The sequence below is a fragment of the Pseudoalteromonas sp. SG44-17 genome (assembly GCF_014164235.1).
Classification (GTDB): domain Bacteria; phylum Pseudomonadota; class Gammaproteobacteria; order Enterobacterales; family Alteromonadaceae; genus Pseudoalteromonas; species Pseudoalteromonas rhizosphaerae.
In genome coordinates this window covers 79,208-98,570 of record NZ_JACJEV010000013.1, presented here as the reverse complement: position 1 = coordinate 98,570, position 19,363 = coordinate 79,208, and the positions used below count along the sequence as shown (strand labels likewise).

Sequence of the window (19,363 nt, the reverse complement as noted above, 5' to 3'; positions counted from 1 at the left end):
TAAAATGAAAAAATATAACCTAATTACCGCGACAATATTGGCCGCAGGCCTTGTCGGTTGTGGCGTGCAAAATACGCGAACCAGTACAGAAGCGCAAACATCAGTGAATGCGCCAGGCGCACCAGGCGAAGCCCCATTTTGGGCATACGCAGGTAAAACCGGGATAGGCACGTCTTTTGAGCAATACCAAAATGGCCATTACAGTGACGACGCGCCAACAGCTAAAGTGTCAAAAGTATGGTTTTCGATTGCTAAAGGGATGATCACCGAAACCATGTTTGGGCTTATTCATCAAGCGCAAATTAAAGACATGCAATTTGTTGTAGTAGGAAAAGATTTTACAGTCACCGAAGCTGATGATTTAGACGTTACTATTGACTACTTATACAAAGACGATAAAGGCCGCCCGTTATCATTAGCATACAAAGTAGTAAGCAAAGACAAACAAGGTCGCTTTAGCCTAGAAAAACATATATTTACCGATCCAGACGGGCAAAGCTTATTTGTACGCAGTATTTTTAATACCCAGCTCGACGGTGTAAAAGCTTATGTAACGGTTAACCCGTATATAAACAACAACGGCTTAGATGACTTTGCAAAAACCACCGAGCAAGGATTGGTAGCGTGGCAGGGCGATAATTACTTGTCATTGCAAGGTGCACAGCCATTTAAACAAACAAGTGTCGGTTTTACGGGCGTGAGTGATGGTTTAAGCCAGCTTAAAACAACTCAGCAGCTTACCCGCGTTTATAAAACTACCGGTGAACAATCGGGGAATGTTAGTTTATTAGCAGAGCTAGGTGAAATTGGTAAAAACAGTCAATTCGATTTAAGCCTAAGTTTTGGCAACAACCAGCAAGCAAGCTTTAAAGAAGGCCAAGCTACGCTAGCCAAAGGTTACCAAGCTGTGCTTGATAATTACAACGGTAAAGGCGAAGCCCTTGGTTGGCAAGACTACCTGCAAAGCCTTGCACCACTGACTAGCATGAGCGAGCAAACCGCTGATAACGGCAAGTTACTTTATACCAGTGCTATGGTGTTAAAAGCCCAAGAAGACAAAACCCATGCAGGGGCGCTTATTGCGTCTTTATCTAACCCATGGGGCGAAACAGTGTCAGCTAAAACGGGCTCTACCGGTTATAAAGCCGTATGGGTGCGTGACTTTTATCAAGTTGCCATGGCATTTATGGCACTAGGCGATACCGCAACAGCCAAAACCGCATTTGAATACCTTGAAAAAGTACAAGTAAACAGCAAAACCCCGGGCAACAACGGCGACACAGGGTGGTTTTTACAAAAAACACACGTAGATGGCGAACTTGAATGGGTAGGCGTACAGCTAGACCAAACCGCTATGCCTATTATGCTAGCGTGGAAGCTTCATCAGGCTGATGTATTAAGTGATGCTGAGCTAACTGATTGGTATACCCGCATGTTAAAACCGGCCGCTGACTTTTTGGTAGGCGGTGGGCGCGCTAAAATCCTATGGAACGACATGCAAATAACCCCACCTGCGACTCAACAAGAGCGTTGGGAAGAGCAAGCAGGGTATTCACCATCAACCACCGCTGCTGTTGTTGCCGGTTTAATTACCGCTGCTGATATTGCAAAAATGGCAGGAGATGAGGTGAATGCTAAACGCTACCTTGCGACAGCAAAAAGTTACAACGCCGATATAGAAAGTATGATGTTTACCACCGCAGGTAATTTAGAATCAAACGCTTCAGACGGCGAGTATTTTATTCGCATTGGCCAAGATAAAAACGCCAACTCAAATACCAAAATTAACGCTAATAATGGCCGTGACGGGTTTAATAAAAAGCAAATACTTGATGGTGGCTTTTTAGAGTTAGTTCGCTATGGCGTACGTGATGCGCTAGCGCCCAGCATAGTTAAAACCTTACCTGAGTACGACGATGAAACGCTCATCGATAACCTACAAGTTAAATACAGCTTTGAGTTTACTGATGGCAGCGGCACATTTGCAGGCTACCGCCGTTATGGTAACGACGGATACGGTGAAGATGAAGTAACCGGCTCTAATTATGCGCAAGGCGGAAAAAACAGCCCAGGGCAACGTGGGCGAGTTTGGCCATTTTTTACTGGTGAACGTGGTCATTACGAAATTGCCGCCGCGAATGCCAATAATACGTTAGATGCAACTAAACAGCAGGCTATTAAAAATAGCTATGTAAAAGGTCTAGAGCAATTTGCTAACGAAGGCATGATGCTACCAGAACAAGTATGGGATGGCGTAGGCAACAATAAAGCAGGATACACGTTAGGCGAGGGCACTAACTCAGCCACACCACTGGCGTGGACGCATGCTGAATACGTGAAGCTAGTTCGCTCATTAAGTGACAAGCAAGTATGGGATCATTACCCAGTTGTTACTAAAGCACTAAAATAACCGCAAACTAATTAACCTGAACTCTGGTTAAGAGATTTACTAAAGTATTGAATAAAAAGATATTTGTGCTTATTTTTCTCTAGCCAGAGATTTTTAGTGAAAACAAGGCGAAATTACGCGTCAATAGCTCGCCTATTGCAAGTAAATTCAACGCAGTTAGCGCTGAAAATAGCTGCTTGAGATGGATTTATTATCCAAAGTTCAGGTTAATTAATATAGCCGTAGTGAAATACGGCTATTTTGTTTATAACAATAACAACGAGGCTGTAATGAAAACCTTTACCTTAAGCGTGTTGGCACTGGCACTCATGCTAACAGGCTGCCAAAGCGCACCATCATTAAATAACAACACTAATAACACCGAAATATCGCAATTAAACACTGAGCAACACGCAACGCCTTGGTGGCAAAATGCGGTATTTTATCAAATCTGGCCACGTAGTTTTTACGACAGCGATGCTGATGGCCATGGCGATTTTAATGGTATGACCCAAAAACTCCCGTATCTGCAAGAGCTCGGCGTTAACGCATTGTGGTTAACCCCCATGTTTGAAGCACCGTCGTATCATGGCTATGATTTTACTGAATTTTACCAAGTAGAAAACGACTACGGCAGCATGGCAGAGTTTGAAGCCTTTATAAAAGCCGCTGATGATAAAGGCATGAAAGTCATACTTGATTTAGTTATTAATCATATATCAAGTAACCATGAATGGTTTCAGCGTTCAGCAAAACAACAAGCCCCTTTTGCTGATTACTTTATTTGGCGCGACGATATGCCAAAAGCCGGTAGCGGTTGGGGCCACGCATGGAGTGATAACGACAAGCCCGATGCCGTATGGCATTGGAATGAAACACGCCAGCAATATTACTACGGCGCGTTTGGTGCCAGCCAACCTGACTTAAATTTACGCCACCCTGATGTTATTGCTGAAATGGAAAAAATGGCTAAGTTTTGGCTTGATAAAGGCGTTGCAGGTTTTAGGTTAGACGCTGTGCGCTTTGCCATGGAAAGCGGCGGCAATGCACAGGCCGACACAGACGAAACCATAGCTTACTGGCAGCACTTTAATCAGTATGTAAAAAGTGTGAACCCTGAGGCGTATTTAGTAGGTGAAGCCTGGGCCGATATTCCTGTGGCAGCCAAGTATTATGGTGCAGGGAAGGGGCTTGATCAGGGCTTTGATTTTGAAGTGGGCTATAAAATACTGGGTTTGTTAAAACCAGATGCCAGTGGCGAAGCGCAATTTGGCACCATGCAATCTAACCAACAAATCAACGCAGTTGATGCCAATGTGCTCAAACAAAATTTACAGCAACGTATTGACTCAGCCGCACCGCTTGATTTTTTTGCGCCGTTTTTAACTAATCACGACCAAGAACGTATCGCTTATCAACTTGCAGAGCACGACGATAAAGCAAAACTTGCCGCTGCGATGTTATTTAGCTCCCCTGGTACACCGTATATTTATTACGGCGAAGAAATTGGCTTAACACAAGGGGGCACAGGCCATGATGTTTATAAACGTGCGCCTATGCAATGGGACAACAGCAATCAAGCCGGTTTTACCAAAGCTAAAACGAGCTGGGTTGAACAAAGTGAATTATTTGGTAAAGACTTTACCAGCTGGTGGCCTGAGTTTTTAGCAGAGCAAATTAATGCTGCAGATCGCAATGTTAAAGTACAGCAAGCAGACTCTGATTCACTTTGGCGTTTATATCAGCACTTAATTTCGCAGAAAAAACAGCGCCCAGAGCTGGGTATAAAAGGCAGTTATGCGTTAAATCAATACGATAACGGCCTAGTTGAAATAACCCGCGAGTTAAACGGCAGTAAATCGATGTTTATACTTAATTTAACCGCTAAGTCACAAAGCATCAGCGGTATAAAACGTCAGGGGTTAACGCCTAGCTGGCAACACGACCTCAATGACGAGCAACTCGCAGCTTATGGTTTGTTGTTACTGAATAACACACTGTAAATAGGTTACACATAAATTGGGGTTAACATACGTTAGCCCCTTTTGTGTGTATACTATAATTGCATTACCCCCAAGTTATAGCGCATTTTAATGAGTCATAAGTCGCTTAACTTCCTCTGGCGTCATGGCACTTATCATGAAAATGAATATAAGATGCAATCCACCTCAGGTAGGTGTCCACGGTACGTAATGAATACTGACGTACCAACATATAATCAGCGATATAATTTAAAAATGGGGAACGCATTTTCATATCATCACCAATATTGAAGGCTGTATAAATATACAGTCTAGTTGTTTTGCTCCCATATTCAAGAAAATGAGCGCTGAGCGCACTTTCTTCTTTCTTATTATATTTAGTAGCAAGAAAAAATTTTAGCTGGCAATGAGTTAAGTTATTTGTTAAAAAAGTAATTAATAAATATATTAGCGTGACGTTGGCAGAAATGTACGCGACGAGCGCACTATAAAATTGTTATGTGTGCAGGAGCTAAAGGTTAACTTATGAATGGATTGGAAAAGTTAGAGTTCCTTGATTCTATTGCTTTAGAGCTGCAAGGACGAATGACGTTTAATGATATAGATGCATATTTCAAGGGGCATGGTGTACCTACCCAAGACGATTACCCACAAAATAGTAAGCGATCTTATTCTAAGGACATGCTTGCTAATGTCGATGAAGAAACATTATTCAAAATTGCAAATGAACTTGGTGTGCTTGGTGCTCCTTCGTCAAATCAAGTCCCAGTAAAGGAAGTAACTTTCTGGAAAACCGGTCATTTCAAACTTTTCTTAAGTCATCTGGCTACGTTTAAAGTCCAAACGTCACACTTACAGGCAGCATTAAGAAAATATGCAATTTCAAGTTTTGTAGTTCATGAAGATATTGAACCAACTAAAGAGTGGCAGCAAGAAATTGAAGCTGGTCTTCAAACGATGGACGCACTTGCCGCTATTTTAATGCCGGGCTTTAAAGAGAGTAATTGGTGTGATCAAGAGATAGGGGTTGCCGTAGGAAGGGATGTTCTTATTATTCCTATTCGAAGAGGTTTAGATCCATATGGTTTCATCGGTAAATATCAAGGTATTCAAGCCCACGGCAAAAATATCGGAGAGGTTGCAGAAGCAATATTTCAAACGTTAGTGAAAGCCCCTAAAACTAAAAACAAAATGCTTTTGGCTATTTCTGGTTCAATTGTAAATGCAACTTCACCAGAAGAGGCGTTGGATAAGGTTGCCATTATTAATTCACTAGAGTTTATTCCAGCAGATATATTAGAAAACTTAAAAGTACAAGTCGCAGACAATAAGCTTTTAACAGATTCTCAAGATTTCATAAAACAGTTAAATATTCTGCTTACTAAGTTTAAAGTTAGTAAATTACTGGTTGGTGTGCCTAGCAAGCAAAAAGAATGGGACGAAATACCGTTCTAAAAGCACACATAACAACACGCCCTGAGGTGGACACCAAGCACTAAAGCTCACTTCCCACCGCAAATTTTAACAGCTGTGATCCTTTACTTTTCAATGCCGTTAAGTAAGTTGATTCATCGTAGGGCGTGTGTGTTTTCCAGCACCTAAATAGAATTCGTATCCACTTAAATGCAAGCGCTCTGATGATGGTATTATGGGGCTTTCCTTTTGCTTCTTGTTGCCGATAATAGGCTTTGGCCCAGAATGAATAACGCACAGAGAGTCCTGCCCATTCCACAAATGTTTGCCTTAAAAATGTAGTGCACGAGTATCGCCAATGTATCCATTCCTTCTTGCCACTGCGTTCGGTAACAGGGGCAATGCCTGCGTATTTTTGTATCTCAGCAGCGCACGAATAACGGTCACGATTAGACCCCATTGCCGCTAATAATCGAGGGGCTAATTGTGGCCCCGCACCGGGTAAACTATCAAAAATAACGCGATCTTCATGTTGCCTGTAAAGTGTTTTAATTTCGTCATCAAATCGTGTTATTGCGAGCATTAGCTGTTTGTGTTGAAGAACAAGGCATTCAATAAGCAATAAATTGGGCGTGATCACAGCCATATCATCAGTGAGTATTTCAGCGTCCTTTATTTCTTTTATCCGTTTTTCATTCACGAGTGGGTAACGCGAGTTGTGTTGATTAAAAAAGTCGAGCAAGGTTTGCTTTCGTGCTTTTTTAGCTAGTGCAAGATAAGGCCAACGTAGTAAGAAATCACAAAAGATTTGTGTGTCTTTTTCTTTAAACCAATCAATCACATGAGGATAATAATTTTTTAGCGTTGTGGATATTTTATTGGTTAAATCAATACGCTCTTGTACTAATTTACGACGATATTCGACCAGTTGCGCAAGACACCTAACGTCCTCTGAGTCAGGCCTAATAACCGTTAATTTATCCATATGAAGTTGTAAAATTTCAACTTGAATAATCGCATCGGTAGGATCATCTTTCGCTCCACTGTGCGTAAAAAAAGAAAAATAGGACAGGCGCATTTTTTTGCAAATTTTTTGCAAAATCCATAGTATCAACTACTGTTTTTATATACAGTTTAACAGGAGTTGCTATGTATGACCCGGGCAAGAAAAAAGCTTATTGATTTAGCGTCCACATCTTATTATCACTTAATTTCACGATGCGTTAGGCGAGCGTTTTTGTGTGGTGATGATAAATACACAGGTAAAAACTTTGATCACCGTAGAGTGTGGTTAGTAGAGCGAATTAAGTTACTAAGTAGCGTTTTCGCTATAGAGATAGCTGCCTACGCGATAATGAGCAATCACTACCACCTTGTTGTGAACGTCAATAGACGTCAAGCACTTGATTGGTCTGATGATGAAGTAATTGAACGCTGGTATCAACTTTATAACGGCCATGTTTTAGTTGATCGTTACTTAAATGGTGAGCAGCTAGATAAGGCGAGTGTGCTCTTTTTTGATGAGATCATCGCTAAATGGCGCGCAAGGCTTTATGACATCAGCTGGTATATGAAAAACCTTAATGAGTACATTGCCCGCGAGGCCAATAAGGAAGATAACTGCACGGGCAAGTACTGGGAAGGGCGCTATAAGTCACAGGCATTATTAGATCAAACCGCAGTACTCAGTTGCATGGCCTACGTTGATTTGAATCCTATCAGAGCAAACATAGCCGATACGCTTGAAGACAGTGATTTTACCTCAATTCAAGAGCGTATAGCGCATTTCAAAGCCTTTACCACAGGCACGGTCAAAGCAAATAAACCCCTCAAACAAAAAGATACTGTTCAACATGAAAGTCAACCAGCACAGCTAAAGCAATTTGGTGGTAATCATATTAAAGGCACGATTCCCTTTGCCTTACTGGATTACATTGAATTAGTCGACTGGAGTGGCCGTCAGATAGATCCAAAGAAAAAAGGGCATATCAACAAAAGCATACCAAAAGTGCTCCTGACGTTGAATATAGAAGAAGCGCAATGGCTTGAATCAATTCAACGTTTCAGGCAGCAGTACTCAAATTTTGCAGGCAGCAAACAACGGTTAAAGCAGCAAGCCGCCAGCAACGATGTAAAATGGTACAAAGGCGCAGGTTGAACAGTTGCATCTTTATTGGTTTGTTTAAAAAACACGATATTAAATAAAGTGATGACCTAGCTTTGCCTTTATTTGCCTAAAACTCCTTCCAAGCCACTGAATTCTCAGTTCTGTAACTAACAGTGTGCAAAAAAATAATGATACGGTTACCCACAACGGAAGAGGTGCTAAATTTTCTGACACAAAATATGTGTCTGTCCTTTTTATTCTACTCTTTTTATTCTACTTTTTTATTCTTGTGTATGTCCTTTTTATTTATTCTATTTTCTAGAAACACTGCAAAACACGATACATTAAGAAAGGGAAGTGCTTATCCACTCAAAGACGTCACTCTAACACCTTGCAAAAAACAATTAAAACATAGCTAAGTCCTCTTTATTTTACGTGAAATAGCAGTAACTGATTGAATCAAAATAGGAACTCAGCTATGGTCGGTACATCAATAAAAATAAATTTAAAACGAGTAATTCTATAGGCTCGTTATATTTTTTATTTAATTTGGTCGTAAACTGAATTTTTTAAATACAAAAAGGGAAAGTAGAATGCATAAAACAATAAAAATAATGATTATAGGGATTACTGCTATATATATTTCAGGTTGTTCTTTCCATGCCTCAAAATATGGCGCATCGTTTGAAAATATAGAGACACTTAAAAATTATAAGGGTGTACAAGTTGCTGTTAAGCCATTTACATCAGTAAAGCCAGGACAAAGTGGCATATCATGTAGAGGAGCTGGCTCAGTTGAGACTCCTAATAAAGAGTCTTTTGAAAGTTACATTCACAGTGCATTTGTTTCAGAGTTGAAAGTTGCAGGTGTATACGAAGAGCAATCGGAGATTATTTTAAATGGACATTTTACTGAAATAGACTTCAACTCCAATATAGGCAATGGGAAATGGATGTTTGAACTTACGGCATCATCAAACAATGATAACGCTGTGAAAATATCGACCAGACATGAGTTTTCAACCAATTGGGTCGCAGATAAAGCCTGTCAACAAGTTGCTCAAGAATTTTCACCTGCTGTTCAGCTTTTGATTCGCGATTTAATTACACACCCTAAATTTAAAGAGTTAATTGCTCCTGTAAAAACAGAGCTAGTCACAAAAATATAGCATATATTGATCTTAACTACTGTCATTAGACATTAGAGTTTTTTTGGCCGTCTTCATACCGTGACGGTCAAATTTAAATCAAGTAATTGGCTTGATATATGCTCTAGCGAATTATGAAACATCTAATCAAACTATATCTTGTTTTGCTCATGATAGGCTATGCTTCAACCATGAAGCATTAACTACCTGAAGGAAGTTCTCAACTAGAAAGGTTGTGGATTTTAACGAGAAATCTGATGTTCCAAAGTGGGCTAGTAAGAATAAGAGTATAATTGAATCACATTTATTTGTTTGCGAAACTTGTTTTGGTCAAAAAGTGCAGGTACATATAAACCTTGAAGATAATGGTTATCTAAATTTTTCTAAGTTGTGTTCTACAGGCTAAAAAGAGCTAGAAAAAGAAGCGTTAAAAGCTATTTAAGTATAGGAACCGTTTGATATTTCAAATATAAGTAAAGCAGACAAAAAAGTAGTGATAAATATAGTCTTTACCTCCGCTCCAGAAAAGAGCAGATAATCGGTTAGCCTGAGCTTTCTAATCCCTAGCCCAACAACATCTATGATGCGCTTTTAATTAACAGAAAGTGCAGTGGATGGTTCATCTTCCGTAATAAATATTATTCTAAACCTACGGTTAACTTGTTAGATAAAATCATGGTCAAAATAGACTGTCAATGAGGCAATGACAACCTTTTATATTTTACGTAAATCGAAGTAACCGATTGAATCAAAATAGGAACTCGCCTATGGTTAAACTATCAATAAAAATAAATTAAATACGAGTTATTCTACAGATTGATTATGGCTTACTAAAAATAGTTGCAAGGATGGTGAAATGGTTAGGTTTTATCTGGTACTTACTTTATTAGGCATTTTATTGCCCTATGGCGCATTTGTTCCTTGGGTAGTTACAAATGGCTTAGATCTTGGTCTCTTGTTTAATGATGCGGTGACAAATTCTATCAGCGTATTTGCTTGGCTTGATGTTGTAGTGTCTGCCGTTGTTTTGTTGGTTTTTATCATTGTCGATGGTCGCAGAAATAAAGTGACATATCGATATTTTGCTGTGCTGTGCTGGGCACGTTGTTTGTGGGTGTGTCGTTTGGGCTTCCACTTTATCTTTACCTCAAAGAAAAGCAGTCCCTTGAATCACAGCCCTAACAAATAAGTTATGGCGTTAATAGTTATCTTCAAGTATCTGGCGGTTTTTATATTTTATTACTTATTGGTACTGAATTTAAAATCGCCATAATTTTCCAGATGTAAGCAATGGGACGTAGTTACTGGTGGTAGCCCTATTTTTAGCGCTATTGGTACTTCAATGGTGTTATTTATTTCGATACTAATGCCATTTATAGTGCTTTGTATCATTGATATTAAATGCAAAAAGCGGATAGAACTTTTTTACTTTTATAAATGCCATGCTGCTGGTCGGATCTGTAAAAGGCGTTAATTAAAGTAAAAAGCCTTTTTAAAATCTAAAACATAAGATTACACATTCATGGCTTTTTGTTTCCTAGCGCTATCTATTTTATGCGTTTTTCCATTTTGTAAGATAGTAATTTTACGCCAACCAATTTGGCAATACTTACTGCTGCTAAGTGTTATAACTGCCTATTATCAGGAATATATAAACTTATACGCAGTTATTGTTATTGTGTTTTATTTAGGCTTATTGCACTTTTCGGTATCTGCAACCTCTGCGTTAATACGCAGTATCTTAACGCCTTTATTTGTAATAGCCTCACTTGGTTTAGCCTTACATTGGTTCCCCGGTTTTAATAACCAGCCTATTGTTGTTAATGAACAGCTTACTAGCAATGCGATTACATTTACCCTGTATGCTAATTTCGATAAAGCATTAGCGGGTTTGATGCTGAGCGCTTATTTTTTTACAAAAAATAAAACGCTAAAACCAATAATGGTAGGGCATCCACTTTTGATTATTGCTATCACGATTTTAGCTGCACTCATCACTGCTTTAATATTGGGCCTTATGGAGTTTGCGCCTAAAGTACCCGAATTTTGGTTTTTATTTATAGCAATTAATCTATTTTTTACCTGCGTTGCAGAAGAGGCGTTATTTAGAGGGATAATACAAACTAAGCTTTCGAAAGTGATAATCTCGGCTCGGTTTGCATTACTAGCGCCTGTGATCACTACTGGTTTATTTTCACTCGCACACTTTTCAGCTGGAGCTAGTTACATGCTAGTGGCAGCTGTTGCAGGTTTGGGCTATGGATACATTTTTTATAAAACTCAGCGTTTAGAGTGGGCTATTTTATGCCATTGGTTCGTTAATGTGTTTCACTTTTTCTTATTTACTTACCCTATGCTTGCAACACCCTCTTATTAAATAACTATATGCTATCAAGTACTGATGGTGTCATTTAAGTTCATGATTTTATGTGAAATAACTAAAGAATTTGTTCTGTGCATCACAGAAAACATTGCTATTTATTACTACGACTACTGCTTATCCGCCTCTGGGCTTACAAAAGGAAATGTCATCTACTTAAAAGCAGATTCACAACATACCCATGATTTTTAAGGAGAAATTATTTTCAAAGGCTGTGTTAAATATAGAAGTTAAGTACTGGGTTGAGGTAGAAAACGATCTTAATACAAAATTCGTTAATCTTCCCTGCAGTGAATAATTTACTTGAATTTATTGTGCAAATATTAGTTATCAATAAGTGATCGAGAGTTAAACTAGCTCCGAATCTTCGCTTACTTGAGGTTATTTGCTCAGCTTTAGAAACTCGATATAGCTCATAAGTAAGAAACGTTTAAATGTCTTTATCATGATAAAAAATAGCCTTATTTAGTAAATATCATTAAAAACGATCCATCAGCGTGATAATGGACATTAATAAACTGCTTGACATAATATGTCGAGGTGTTTACTTTTAATACATCAAACTGAAAGGGAAGTGTAAATGGAACTTTGGAATTTTTTTACGAGCTTTATCGTGCAGTCTATCGCCTTTTTTACTCAAGAAGTCGGGCTAAGCCAAGCTTTAGCTATTATTTTATTTACACTAATTGGTCGCTTAGTTTTAATGCCGATTAACTTGTTAGCGATGGCCAAAACCGTTAGTAACAAAAAGGCGATAGCTGTATTAAAGCCTGAGCTTGATGAAATAAAAAATAAATATAAAGATCAACCCAGTGCAATAGCTAAATCTACAATGGCGCTCTATAAAAAGCACAACATTAAATTTATTGATAAAAAGAGTGTGTTAAATATGGCAGGTCAGGGTTTATTTGGCCTTGGTACGTTTCAAGCTCTTCAACAAATCGTGTTTAATAGTAAGTTTGCGTGGATTGCGAGCATAGCAAAACCCGATATTGCACTTTCATTGTTGGTAGGTGTGATCACTTATTTTTCTATGGCGATGATGCCAGGAACTGCTGAGCAAACCAGTACCTTATTATTTATTATTCCTGCTGTTATTTGTGTTATTACCTTAATAAACTTCCCCTCTGCTATTGGTTTATATTGGGCAACATCAAGTGGTACAAGTTTATTGCAATCTTTATTACTCAATAATTACTTTCAAAATAAAACAGCCGTTAAAACTATTTAGTTTTAACGTATGAAAATAATATTTTTTGGCTGTTTCAATAGCCTAAAAAGTAATTGGACTATTGAAAAGCTTATGAGCAGGGGTTAATAAACGACTGCCTTTACTGTTCATTTTTCAAATTAGCTGGTTCTAATAAACTAAACGTAGGTAAGCGCCATTTGAAGCGTACCGATGCCATGCGTATTAAATACCCTACAACTAGGCTTGTAATAACGCTGATGTTGTCATCAATGTTGTAGTGGTGTAGTGCTAGATATAAACAAGCTACAATCAGCGCTACGCTGGCGTAAAGCTCATGATGTAATACTAGCGGCGCTTGGCGACAAATTAAATCACGTAATAATCCACCAAATACGCCGGTAACAATAGCAGCGACTACACAAATACCATAGTGCAAACCCATATTAAGCCCCACTTGGCAGCCAATAATACTAAATGCGGCAAGCCCAAGGGCATCTAAACGCATAAAAATGCCTTTAAATTTAACCACCCATTTTGCAAGCCAAGTTGTAATAATACCGGCAACGCAGGTGATCAATAAATATTCTGGATGTTTTACCCAAGTTAAAGGGTAATTGCCAAGTAAAATATCGCGTACGCTGCCACCACCAATTGCAGTGGCACTAGCTACTAACATAACCCCAAACCAATCCATGTTTCTGCGCCCAGCACTCAGCGCACCGGTCATGGCTTCGGCTGTAATACCAATAATATAAACAATAGTTAATAGCATAAGATATTCACTTGAATTTTTAAGAGCAAAAATAAAAGTGCGATTGTAGAGAGAAACTAATAAAAAGACGAGTGAGAAATTACACTAAAAATGCTCAGTTTCAGATAAAAAAAACTAATGTGAAATTAACGTGTGAATTGGCTGTTAATAGCACGTTTACCTAGCGTGTAATTATAAAAAAATAAGGACAAAAGACCGTAAATAATGTAATAAAATATATGTAGTTAGCTAGAACCTCGTGCAATTAATCGTGGCGTTAGTAGGGTGCTTTGTACTTGTTCACCACGAATTAGTTTTAGTAAGTTTTCAACTAGCATTTGTCCTGCAATTGTGGTGTTTTGCTCTATGGTTGTGAGTGGCGGGTTTACATAGCTGGCAATCGAAATATTATCAAAACCTATCACGGCTACATCTTTTGGCACGTTAATATTGGCTTCTTTTAAAGCGCGTATTGCACCTATAGCAATCAGATCGCTAGCTGCGAAAAGGGCATTAAAGGTAATATTGTTGGCAATAAGCGAACGTGTGGCATGATAACCAGACTCTTCGGTCGAAATCGCATTCGCTATTTTTCGCTCGCTTAAGGTAATAGCATGTTGTTTTAACTTGTCTTTAAAGCCATTAAAACGGGCAAAAAATTCAGGGCTATGATCAGATGCATCACCAATAAAAGCGCAGTCTGTGCGGTTTTGGGCAATTAAATGCGTAGCAGCAAGTTGGCCGCCGCCATAGTTATCACAGCTAATTGTTAAATCGGCACGATTATCTACCGTTGCTCCCCAGCATACAAATTTGGTGTTTTGTTCAAGCAAGGTATTAAACTTAGGCTGAAAATCAATGTAATCGCCATAACCTAATAAAATAATACCATCAGCACGGTGACTGTCTTCGTAGTCCGCTTGCCAATCTGAGCTTGCAGATTGAAACGATACCAATAAGTCATATCCTTCTTTTGCGCAAGCACGCGTTATGCTGCCCAGCATCGCTAAAAAGAACGGATTGATTTGTGATTCATCTGCTGTGGGATCTTCAAACAGTAACAAAGCCAATGTACTACTTTGTTGAGTTCGAAGGTTACTCGCATTTTTATCTACTTTGTAGTTAAGCTGTTTGGCTACCTCAAAAACACGTTTGCGGGTTTCTTCGTTAACCAATGGACTGTTGCGCAAGGCGCGCGAGACAGTGGATTGTGATACCCCTGCGTAGTGTGCAATGTCAAACGATGTAGCTTTACCTTTCATACACAACCTAACTATTTCAATTAACTAAAGTGCAAATAACTCGTGTCATTCTCGTTTATTTGCTGATTTTTACAAGCTATTTATCAGTAATTTATCAGTAATTTAAAATTTTTATTGATTCAACCCTGACACCGGTGTCATAATGCGGGTGTTTTATCATTTTGTTGTCAAAACGTATTGGCTGCCCATTTAGTTGGGCAGCATTTTTTATACTAGAGTAACTACTTTGAGGTGATAGCTCAAAGTTTATCTCATAGCGATAGCAAGACCATTGAAATTAAAATAATAAGCACGGTTATAGCTAAGTATATAAACCGCTTAGACAAAAGAGAAAACACGATGAACTCCAAGCCAAATTCAGAATTCGATCCTATCTTAGTGGCCGACATCGGCGGCACTAATGCCCGTTTTGCTTTAATTACTGCTTTTAACCTACAAGAAAAACAATTCGTTATTGAGCATAATATCATTTTCCCCAGTGCCAATTTTGGTTCATTGGAAGCGGCAATAACGCATTATTTATCTCAAGTTAGTCATATTCAACCTCGACGCGCGTGTCTAGCCGTGGCTGGACCGATAAAAGCAGGCCAAGTACATTTAACTAATTTAGGTTGGCACTTTAGTGTCGAACAAGTAAAAGCTGAGTTTAATTTAGCTCAACTGGAAGTGATCAACGATTTTGCTGCGTTTGCCTATGCAGCACCTTATTTAGATCCACAACAAAACATTGCAGTTAAAGCAGGACAAGCCGATACTGATGCAAATATTGCAGTCATGGGTCCGGGCACTGGTTTTGGTGCGGCGTGTTTAGTACGTACTAGCCAATCACGTGCTGTTTTGAGTTGTGAAGGTGGGCATATAACGTTGGCGTCAGTGAGTGAATTAGATACTCAGCTGATCATCGAGTTACGTAAGCTATTGCCACATGTATCGGTCGAAACAGTATTTTCAGGGCCGGGTATTGCTCATTTGTATCAAGCCATGGCAGCTGTAAAAGGTGTCGATGCTAAGAATTTAACCGCTGCACAAATTAGCGAATTAGCAAATAGTGGTGAATGTGCCATTTGCGATGCTACGTTAAATCAATTTTGTGATTGGATTGGCAGTGTCGCAGGCGATTTAGCACTGGCATTTGGTGCGTTAGGTGGTGTGTATATTGGTGGCGGTATTTTACCGCGTATGCAAGCTCGTTTACTTGCTAGTCGTTTTGTTGAGCGTTTTGGTGCTAAAGGGATCATGTCGCAGTATGTGAGCCAAATACCAGTGACGTTAGTCACACAAGATAATATTCCACTTATTGGTGCTGCTGCATGTTTGCACGTCAATGAGCAGTCATAATACATCGCTCATAGGGGTGTTATTGGGAAGGTTGGATGAAGAAAGTTACAATAAATAGTGTTGCAAGTTATGCTGGGGTCTCTAAAAAAACCGTGTCTCGGGTTTTAAATAATGAACCTAATGTTAGTGATGCAACCCGTGAAAAAGTTCTTAAGGTTTTTAAAGAGCTAGATTACACTCCTAACCCGATCGCCCGCGGTTTGGCGCAAAATCGTAGTTTTATTATTGGTTGCATTTACGATAACCCGAGTAAAAGTTATATCACCCGGGTGCAAACCGGTGCGCTTGCTGCGTGTCAAGAAAACAACTATAACTTGTTAATCCACCCATGTGATTTACGTGGTGATGCGTTGATCAGTAATATTGAGCATTTACTACAATCTTCTCGTCTTGATGGCTTGGTATTGACGCCGCCATTTTCAGATTTTAAGGTATTAGTCGATTTTCTCAAAAGTAAAAAAATTCCGTATGCACGAGTTGCATCAGCAGTGCTTGAAGACGATTCAATTTCAGTACGCAGTAATGATGAGCAGGGCGCATTTGAGATCACTGAGCACTTAATTAAGCTTGGTCATAAAGCGATCGCGTTTATTAAAGGCCACCCAGATCACAGTGCCACTGAGCAGCGTTTCAAAGGTTATCGCAGAGCACTTAGTACGCACGGCATTGAATTTAATGAACGTTTGGTTGAAGAGGGTAACTTTAGTTATCATTCTGGGGTCGATAGTGCGCGCAGCATTTTAGACTTAACCCCACGTCCAACCGCGGTATTTGCATCAAATGATTACATGGCTGCGGCGGTATTAAAATTGGCAACACAACGTCAATTTAAAGTACCCGATGATATTTCTATCGCGGGGTTTGATAATGCGCCAATCGCTCGTCATATTTGGCCTGGTCTTACTACCATAGCGCAACCGGTTGAAGAAATGACTAAACAAGCGGTTACTAAATTGATTGAGCATATTGGTGATCCGCAAGAGCAACCGTATCAGGTTACGCTTGAAGCGCGATTAATCACACGCGAGTCTACCGCACAAGTTAGATAAAGGCTTTTCACAGTTGCCCGAGTTTGAGTGACGCTTACTCGGGCATTTTTTTGCTTAACAAAGTAGTCTGCATGTTGTTGCTATCTGGGTTTTATTATCCGCTCATAGGTACTTGCGATTGATATCATTTCGATTATAAAAAGATATTATAATCAATAAATTAAAGTAAAAACTCCTCACATTTTCTAGCACTCCAGCAACACAATTTAGCGACCAAGCTAGATCCCCTTATGAAAAATTATTTTCGTTCATTATTTGGTCATTTAAAATATTTAAACTAAATTTATAGGATAGGGTTGACACCGGTGTCACAGTCATGCGTTAATACAGTGACACCGGTGTCAGGTTGATTGTGAGAGACAACCTGCCAACGTATACCTTTGAACGGGTAAATCAAAGATGCTCAGTGCAAGTTCATTCGTGGAGTATGCACTTGCCACTGAGCCTTTATCCTCTAACCTTAGAGATGAGTCGAATTTTATGTTACATCCTCGTATTCAAGAAGTCACCGAACGCGTCATTGAACGCAGTAAAGCTACTCGCCAAGCCTATTTAGAACGCATCAATCATGCAAAAAAACAAACAAGAGTTCGTTCTGGTTTAGGTTGTGGCAATATCGCCCATGTTATGGCTGCGTGTAGCAGTGATGATAAAGCACGTTTAAAAGCTGATGAGCAACCAAACTTAGCGATTATCAATTCATATAACGATATGCTATCTGCGCACGTGCCATACAAAGATTATCCAGATTTAATTAAAGACATTGCTACAAAGTACGATGCCACAGCTCAAGTTGCAGGCGGCGTGCCAGCCATGTGTGATGGCGTAACTCAGGGCCGTGATGGCATGGAGTTATCACTTTTTTCTCGTGATGTAATTGCGATGTCGACAGCTATTTCATTATCACACGATGTGTTTGATGGCGTATTTTGCTTAGGTGTGTGTGACAAAATTGTCCCTGGTCTATTAATTGGTGCTTTATCATTTGGTCATCTACCGGTGTACTTTTTGCCAGCAGGCCCGATGCAGTCAGGCATTCCAAATAAAGAAAAAGCCCGTATTCGTCAAAAGTTTGCTCAAGGCTTAGTAAGCCGTGATGAGCTTTTAGAAGCGGAGAGTGCGTCTTATCACAGCGCGGGTACTTGTACGTTTTACGGTACTGCAAACAGTAACCAAATGTTGATGGAAATTATGGGCTTGCACCTTCCTGGTAGCTCGTTCATCAATCCATATACAGAGTTGCGTGATGGTTTAACCGGTAATGCGGTAGAAACCATGCTTAAACAATTGATTCAAAGTAAAGATGCTAATTGCTTAGCGGATGTTGTAACTGAAAAAACCATTATTAATGGTTTAGTTGGTTTGTTAGCAACGGGTGGCTCTACGAATCATGCAATTCACTTAGTGGCAATTGCCAAAGCGGCAGGCGTTGAGCTGACATGGAAAGATATGTCGGATTTATCAGAAGTGGTGCCACTGCTAACACGTATTTATCCAAATGGTTCTGCTGATGTAAATCATTTCCAAGCAGCCGGCGGCATGGGTTTCCTTATGAGAGAACTCGTTGGTGCAGGGTTCTTGCACAATGACGTTAAAACCATTGTTGGCGAAGGTCTCGAGGCGTATACCCAAGAACCACGTTTAGATACTGACAGTAACCTGATCATGACGAGCGCAACAGGCCCAAGCAAAGTTAAATGGGTACCGTGTCCAGAGAATTCATTAGACGAAGATGTACTTCGTCCAATTGACAACCCATTCAGTAAACAAGGTGGCTTACAGTTACTAACTGGTAACTTAGGTAAAGCCGTGATCAAAGTGTCTGCGGTTGCAGTTGAACATCAAGTTGTTACAGCACCAGCAAAAGTTTTTGCTTCACAAAGTGCATTACAAGAAGCCTATACACGCGGTGAGCTAAACCAAGACTTTATTGCTGTACTGAAAGAGCAAGGTCCAAAAGCCAAAGGCATGCCAGAGCTGCATAAGCTCACGCCAGTAATGGCAACCTTGCAAGATGAAGGTTACAAAGTAGCGATCGTAACTGATGGTCGTATGTCAGGCGCATCAGGTAAAGTGCCAGCGGCAATCCACTTAGCACCAGAGGCTGTTGAAGGCGGCATTATTGCTAAGATTCAGGAAGGTGATTTAATTACTCTTGATGCACCAGCAGGTATCTTAAAAGTACATGTAAGTGATGAAGAATTAGCACAACGTGAATTACAACTTAGCGTACCTAGCTTAACGTTTGGTACGGGCCGAGAGTTGTTCACCGGATTTAGAAATATCGTAAGTAGCGCAGACATGGGCGCTAGCGCCTTTGGAATAGAATAATAATTCGCCAAACTGGGTATG

At 39.7% G+C, this 19,363-nt stretch carries 15 protein-coding genes and 1 pseudogene; 12 read left to right on the top strand and 4 right to left on the bottom strand.

Annotated features, from left to right (window positions below; translation table 11 throughout):
* The first annotated feature begins 4 nt into the window (after window positions 1-4).
* Entirely contained in the window at window positions 5-2,410 is a 2,406-nt protein-coding gene (locus tag H5182_RS11415; RefSeq protein WP_182760039.1) for a glycoside hydrolase family 15 protein, read from the top strand.
* Window positions 2,411-2,679: 269 nt separating this feature from the next.
* Window positions 2,680-4,392: an alpha-amylase family glycosyl hydrolase gene (locus H5182_RS11410; protein WP_182760038.1), complete on the top strand. Its 1,713-nt coding sequence runs from the start codon at window positions 2,680-2,682 to the stop codon at window positions 4,390-4,392.
* A gap of 106 nt (window positions 4,393-4,498) precedes the next feature.
* On the opposite strand, the gene H5182_RS11405 is transcribed toward H5182_RS11410, so the two are convergent.
* On the bottom strand, window positions 4,499-4,645 hold the full coding sequence (locus tag H5182_RS11405) for a phage integrase N-terminal SAM-like domain-containing protein (protein WP_259398287.1): 147 nt from the start codon (window positions 4,643-4,645) through the stop codon (window positions 4,499-4,501).
* A gap of 251 nt (window positions 4,646-4,896) precedes the next feature.
* On the opposite strand from H5182_RS11405, the gene H5182_RS11400 reads away from it, so the two are divergent.
* Window positions 4,897-5,826, top strand: a complete 930-nt coding sequence (locus H5182_RS11400; RefSeq protein ID WP_182760037.1) for a toll/interleukin-1 receptor domain-containing protein — start codon at window positions 4,897-4,899, stop codon at window positions 5,824-5,826.
* A gap of 40 nt (window positions 5,827-5,866) precedes the next feature.
* On the opposite strand, the gene H5182_RS11395 is transcribed toward H5182_RS11400, so the two are convergent.
* Window positions 5,867-6,862: a transposase gene (locus tag H5182_RS11395; RefSeq protein WP_259398286.1), complete on the bottom strand. Its 996-nt coding sequence runs from the start codon at window positions 6,860-6,862 to the stop codon at window positions 5,867-5,869.
* 75 nt (window positions 6,863-6,937) lie between these two features.
* Between H5182_RS11395 and H5182_RS11390 the strand changes: the two genes are divergently transcribed.
* The 6 genes and pseudogenes from H5182_RS11390 to H5182_RS11370 all read left to right on the top strand — a co-directional run bounded on the left by H5182_RS11390 (window position 6,938) and on the right by H5182_RS11370 (window position 12,650).
* Window positions 6,938-7,942 (top strand): transposase, encoded by a 1,005-nt coding sequence (locus H5182_RS11390; protein ID WP_259398285.1) that lies wholly within the window; start codon window positions 6,938-6,940, stop codon window positions 7,940-7,942.
* 542 nt (window positions 7,943-8,484) lie between these two features.
* On the top strand, window positions 8,485-9,060 hold the full coding sequence (locus H5182_RS11385) for a hypothetical protein (protein ID WP_182735207.1): 576 nt from the start codon (window positions 8,485-8,487) through the stop codon (window positions 9,058-9,060).
* A gap of 835 nt (window positions 9,061-9,895) precedes the next feature.
* Window positions 9,896-10,075, top strand: a pseudogene (locus H5182_RS22630) (DUF2834 domain-containing protein); the annotation flags it as partial.
* Between the two features lie 56 nt (window positions 10,076-10,131).
* Window positions 10,132-10,221: a DUF2834 domain-containing protein gene (locus tag H5182_RS22625; protein WP_404936217.1), complete on the top strand. Its 90-nt coding sequence runs from the start codon at window positions 10,132-10,134 to the stop codon at window positions 10,219-10,221.
* Between the two features lie 340 nt (window positions 10,222-10,561).
* A complete protein-coding gene (locus H5182_RS11375) occupies window positions 10,562-11,416 on the top strand; it encodes a CPBP family intramembrane glutamic endopeptidase (protein WP_182760036.1) in 855 nt (284 codons plus the stop codon).
* Between the two features lie 583 nt (window positions 11,417-11,999).
* Window positions 12,000-12,650: a membrane protein insertase YidC gene (locus H5182_RS11370; RefSeq protein WP_145233458.1), complete on the top strand. Its 651-nt coding sequence runs from the start codon at window positions 12,000-12,002 to the stop codon at window positions 12,648-12,650.
* 100 nt (window positions 12,651-12,750) lie between these two features.
* Here the strand turns inward: H5182_RS11370 and H5182_RS11365 are convergent, their stop codons facing one another.
* A complete protein-coding gene (locus tag H5182_RS11365; protein ID WP_145233460.1) occupies window positions 12,751-13,383 on the bottom strand; it encodes a trimeric intracellular cation channel family protein in 633 nt (210 codons plus the stop codon).
* A gap of 224 nt (window positions 13,384-13,607) precedes the next feature.
* The gene (locus tag H5182_RS11360) at window positions 13,608-14,624 is read right to left on the bottom strand and encodes a LacI family DNA-binding transcriptional regulator (protein WP_145233462.1); all 1,017 of its coding nucleotides are present in this window, start codon (window positions 14,622-14,624) and stop codon (window positions 13,608-13,610) included.
* Between the two features lie 339 nt (window positions 14,625-14,963).
* Between H5182_RS11360 and glk the strand changes: the two genes are divergently transcribed.
* From glk to edd, 3 genes are all read left to right on the top strand, one after another.
* Window positions 14,964-15,962 (top strand): glucokinase, encoded by a 999-nt coding sequence (gene glk, locus H5182_RS11355; RefSeq protein WP_145233464.1) that lies wholly within the window; start codon window positions 14,964-14,966, stop codon window positions 15,960-15,962.
* A 35-nt stretch (window positions 15,963-15,997) separates the two neighbouring features.
* Window positions 15,998-17,011, top strand: coding sequence for a LacI family DNA-binding transcriptional regulator (locus H5182_RS11350; protein WP_145233466.1), 1,014 nt, complete (start codon window positions 15,998-16,000; stop codon window positions 17,009-17,011).
* Window positions 17,012-17,491: 480 nt separating this feature from the next.
* Window positions 17,492-19,342 carry a phosphogluconate dehydratase gene (gene edd, locus H5182_RS11345; protein WP_145233468.1) on the top strand — a complete coding sequence of 617 codons (1,851 nt, stop codon included), beginning with the start codon at window positions 17,492-17,494 and terminating at the stop codon, window positions 19,340-19,342.
* Window positions 19,343-19,363 lie beyond the last annotated feature (21 nt).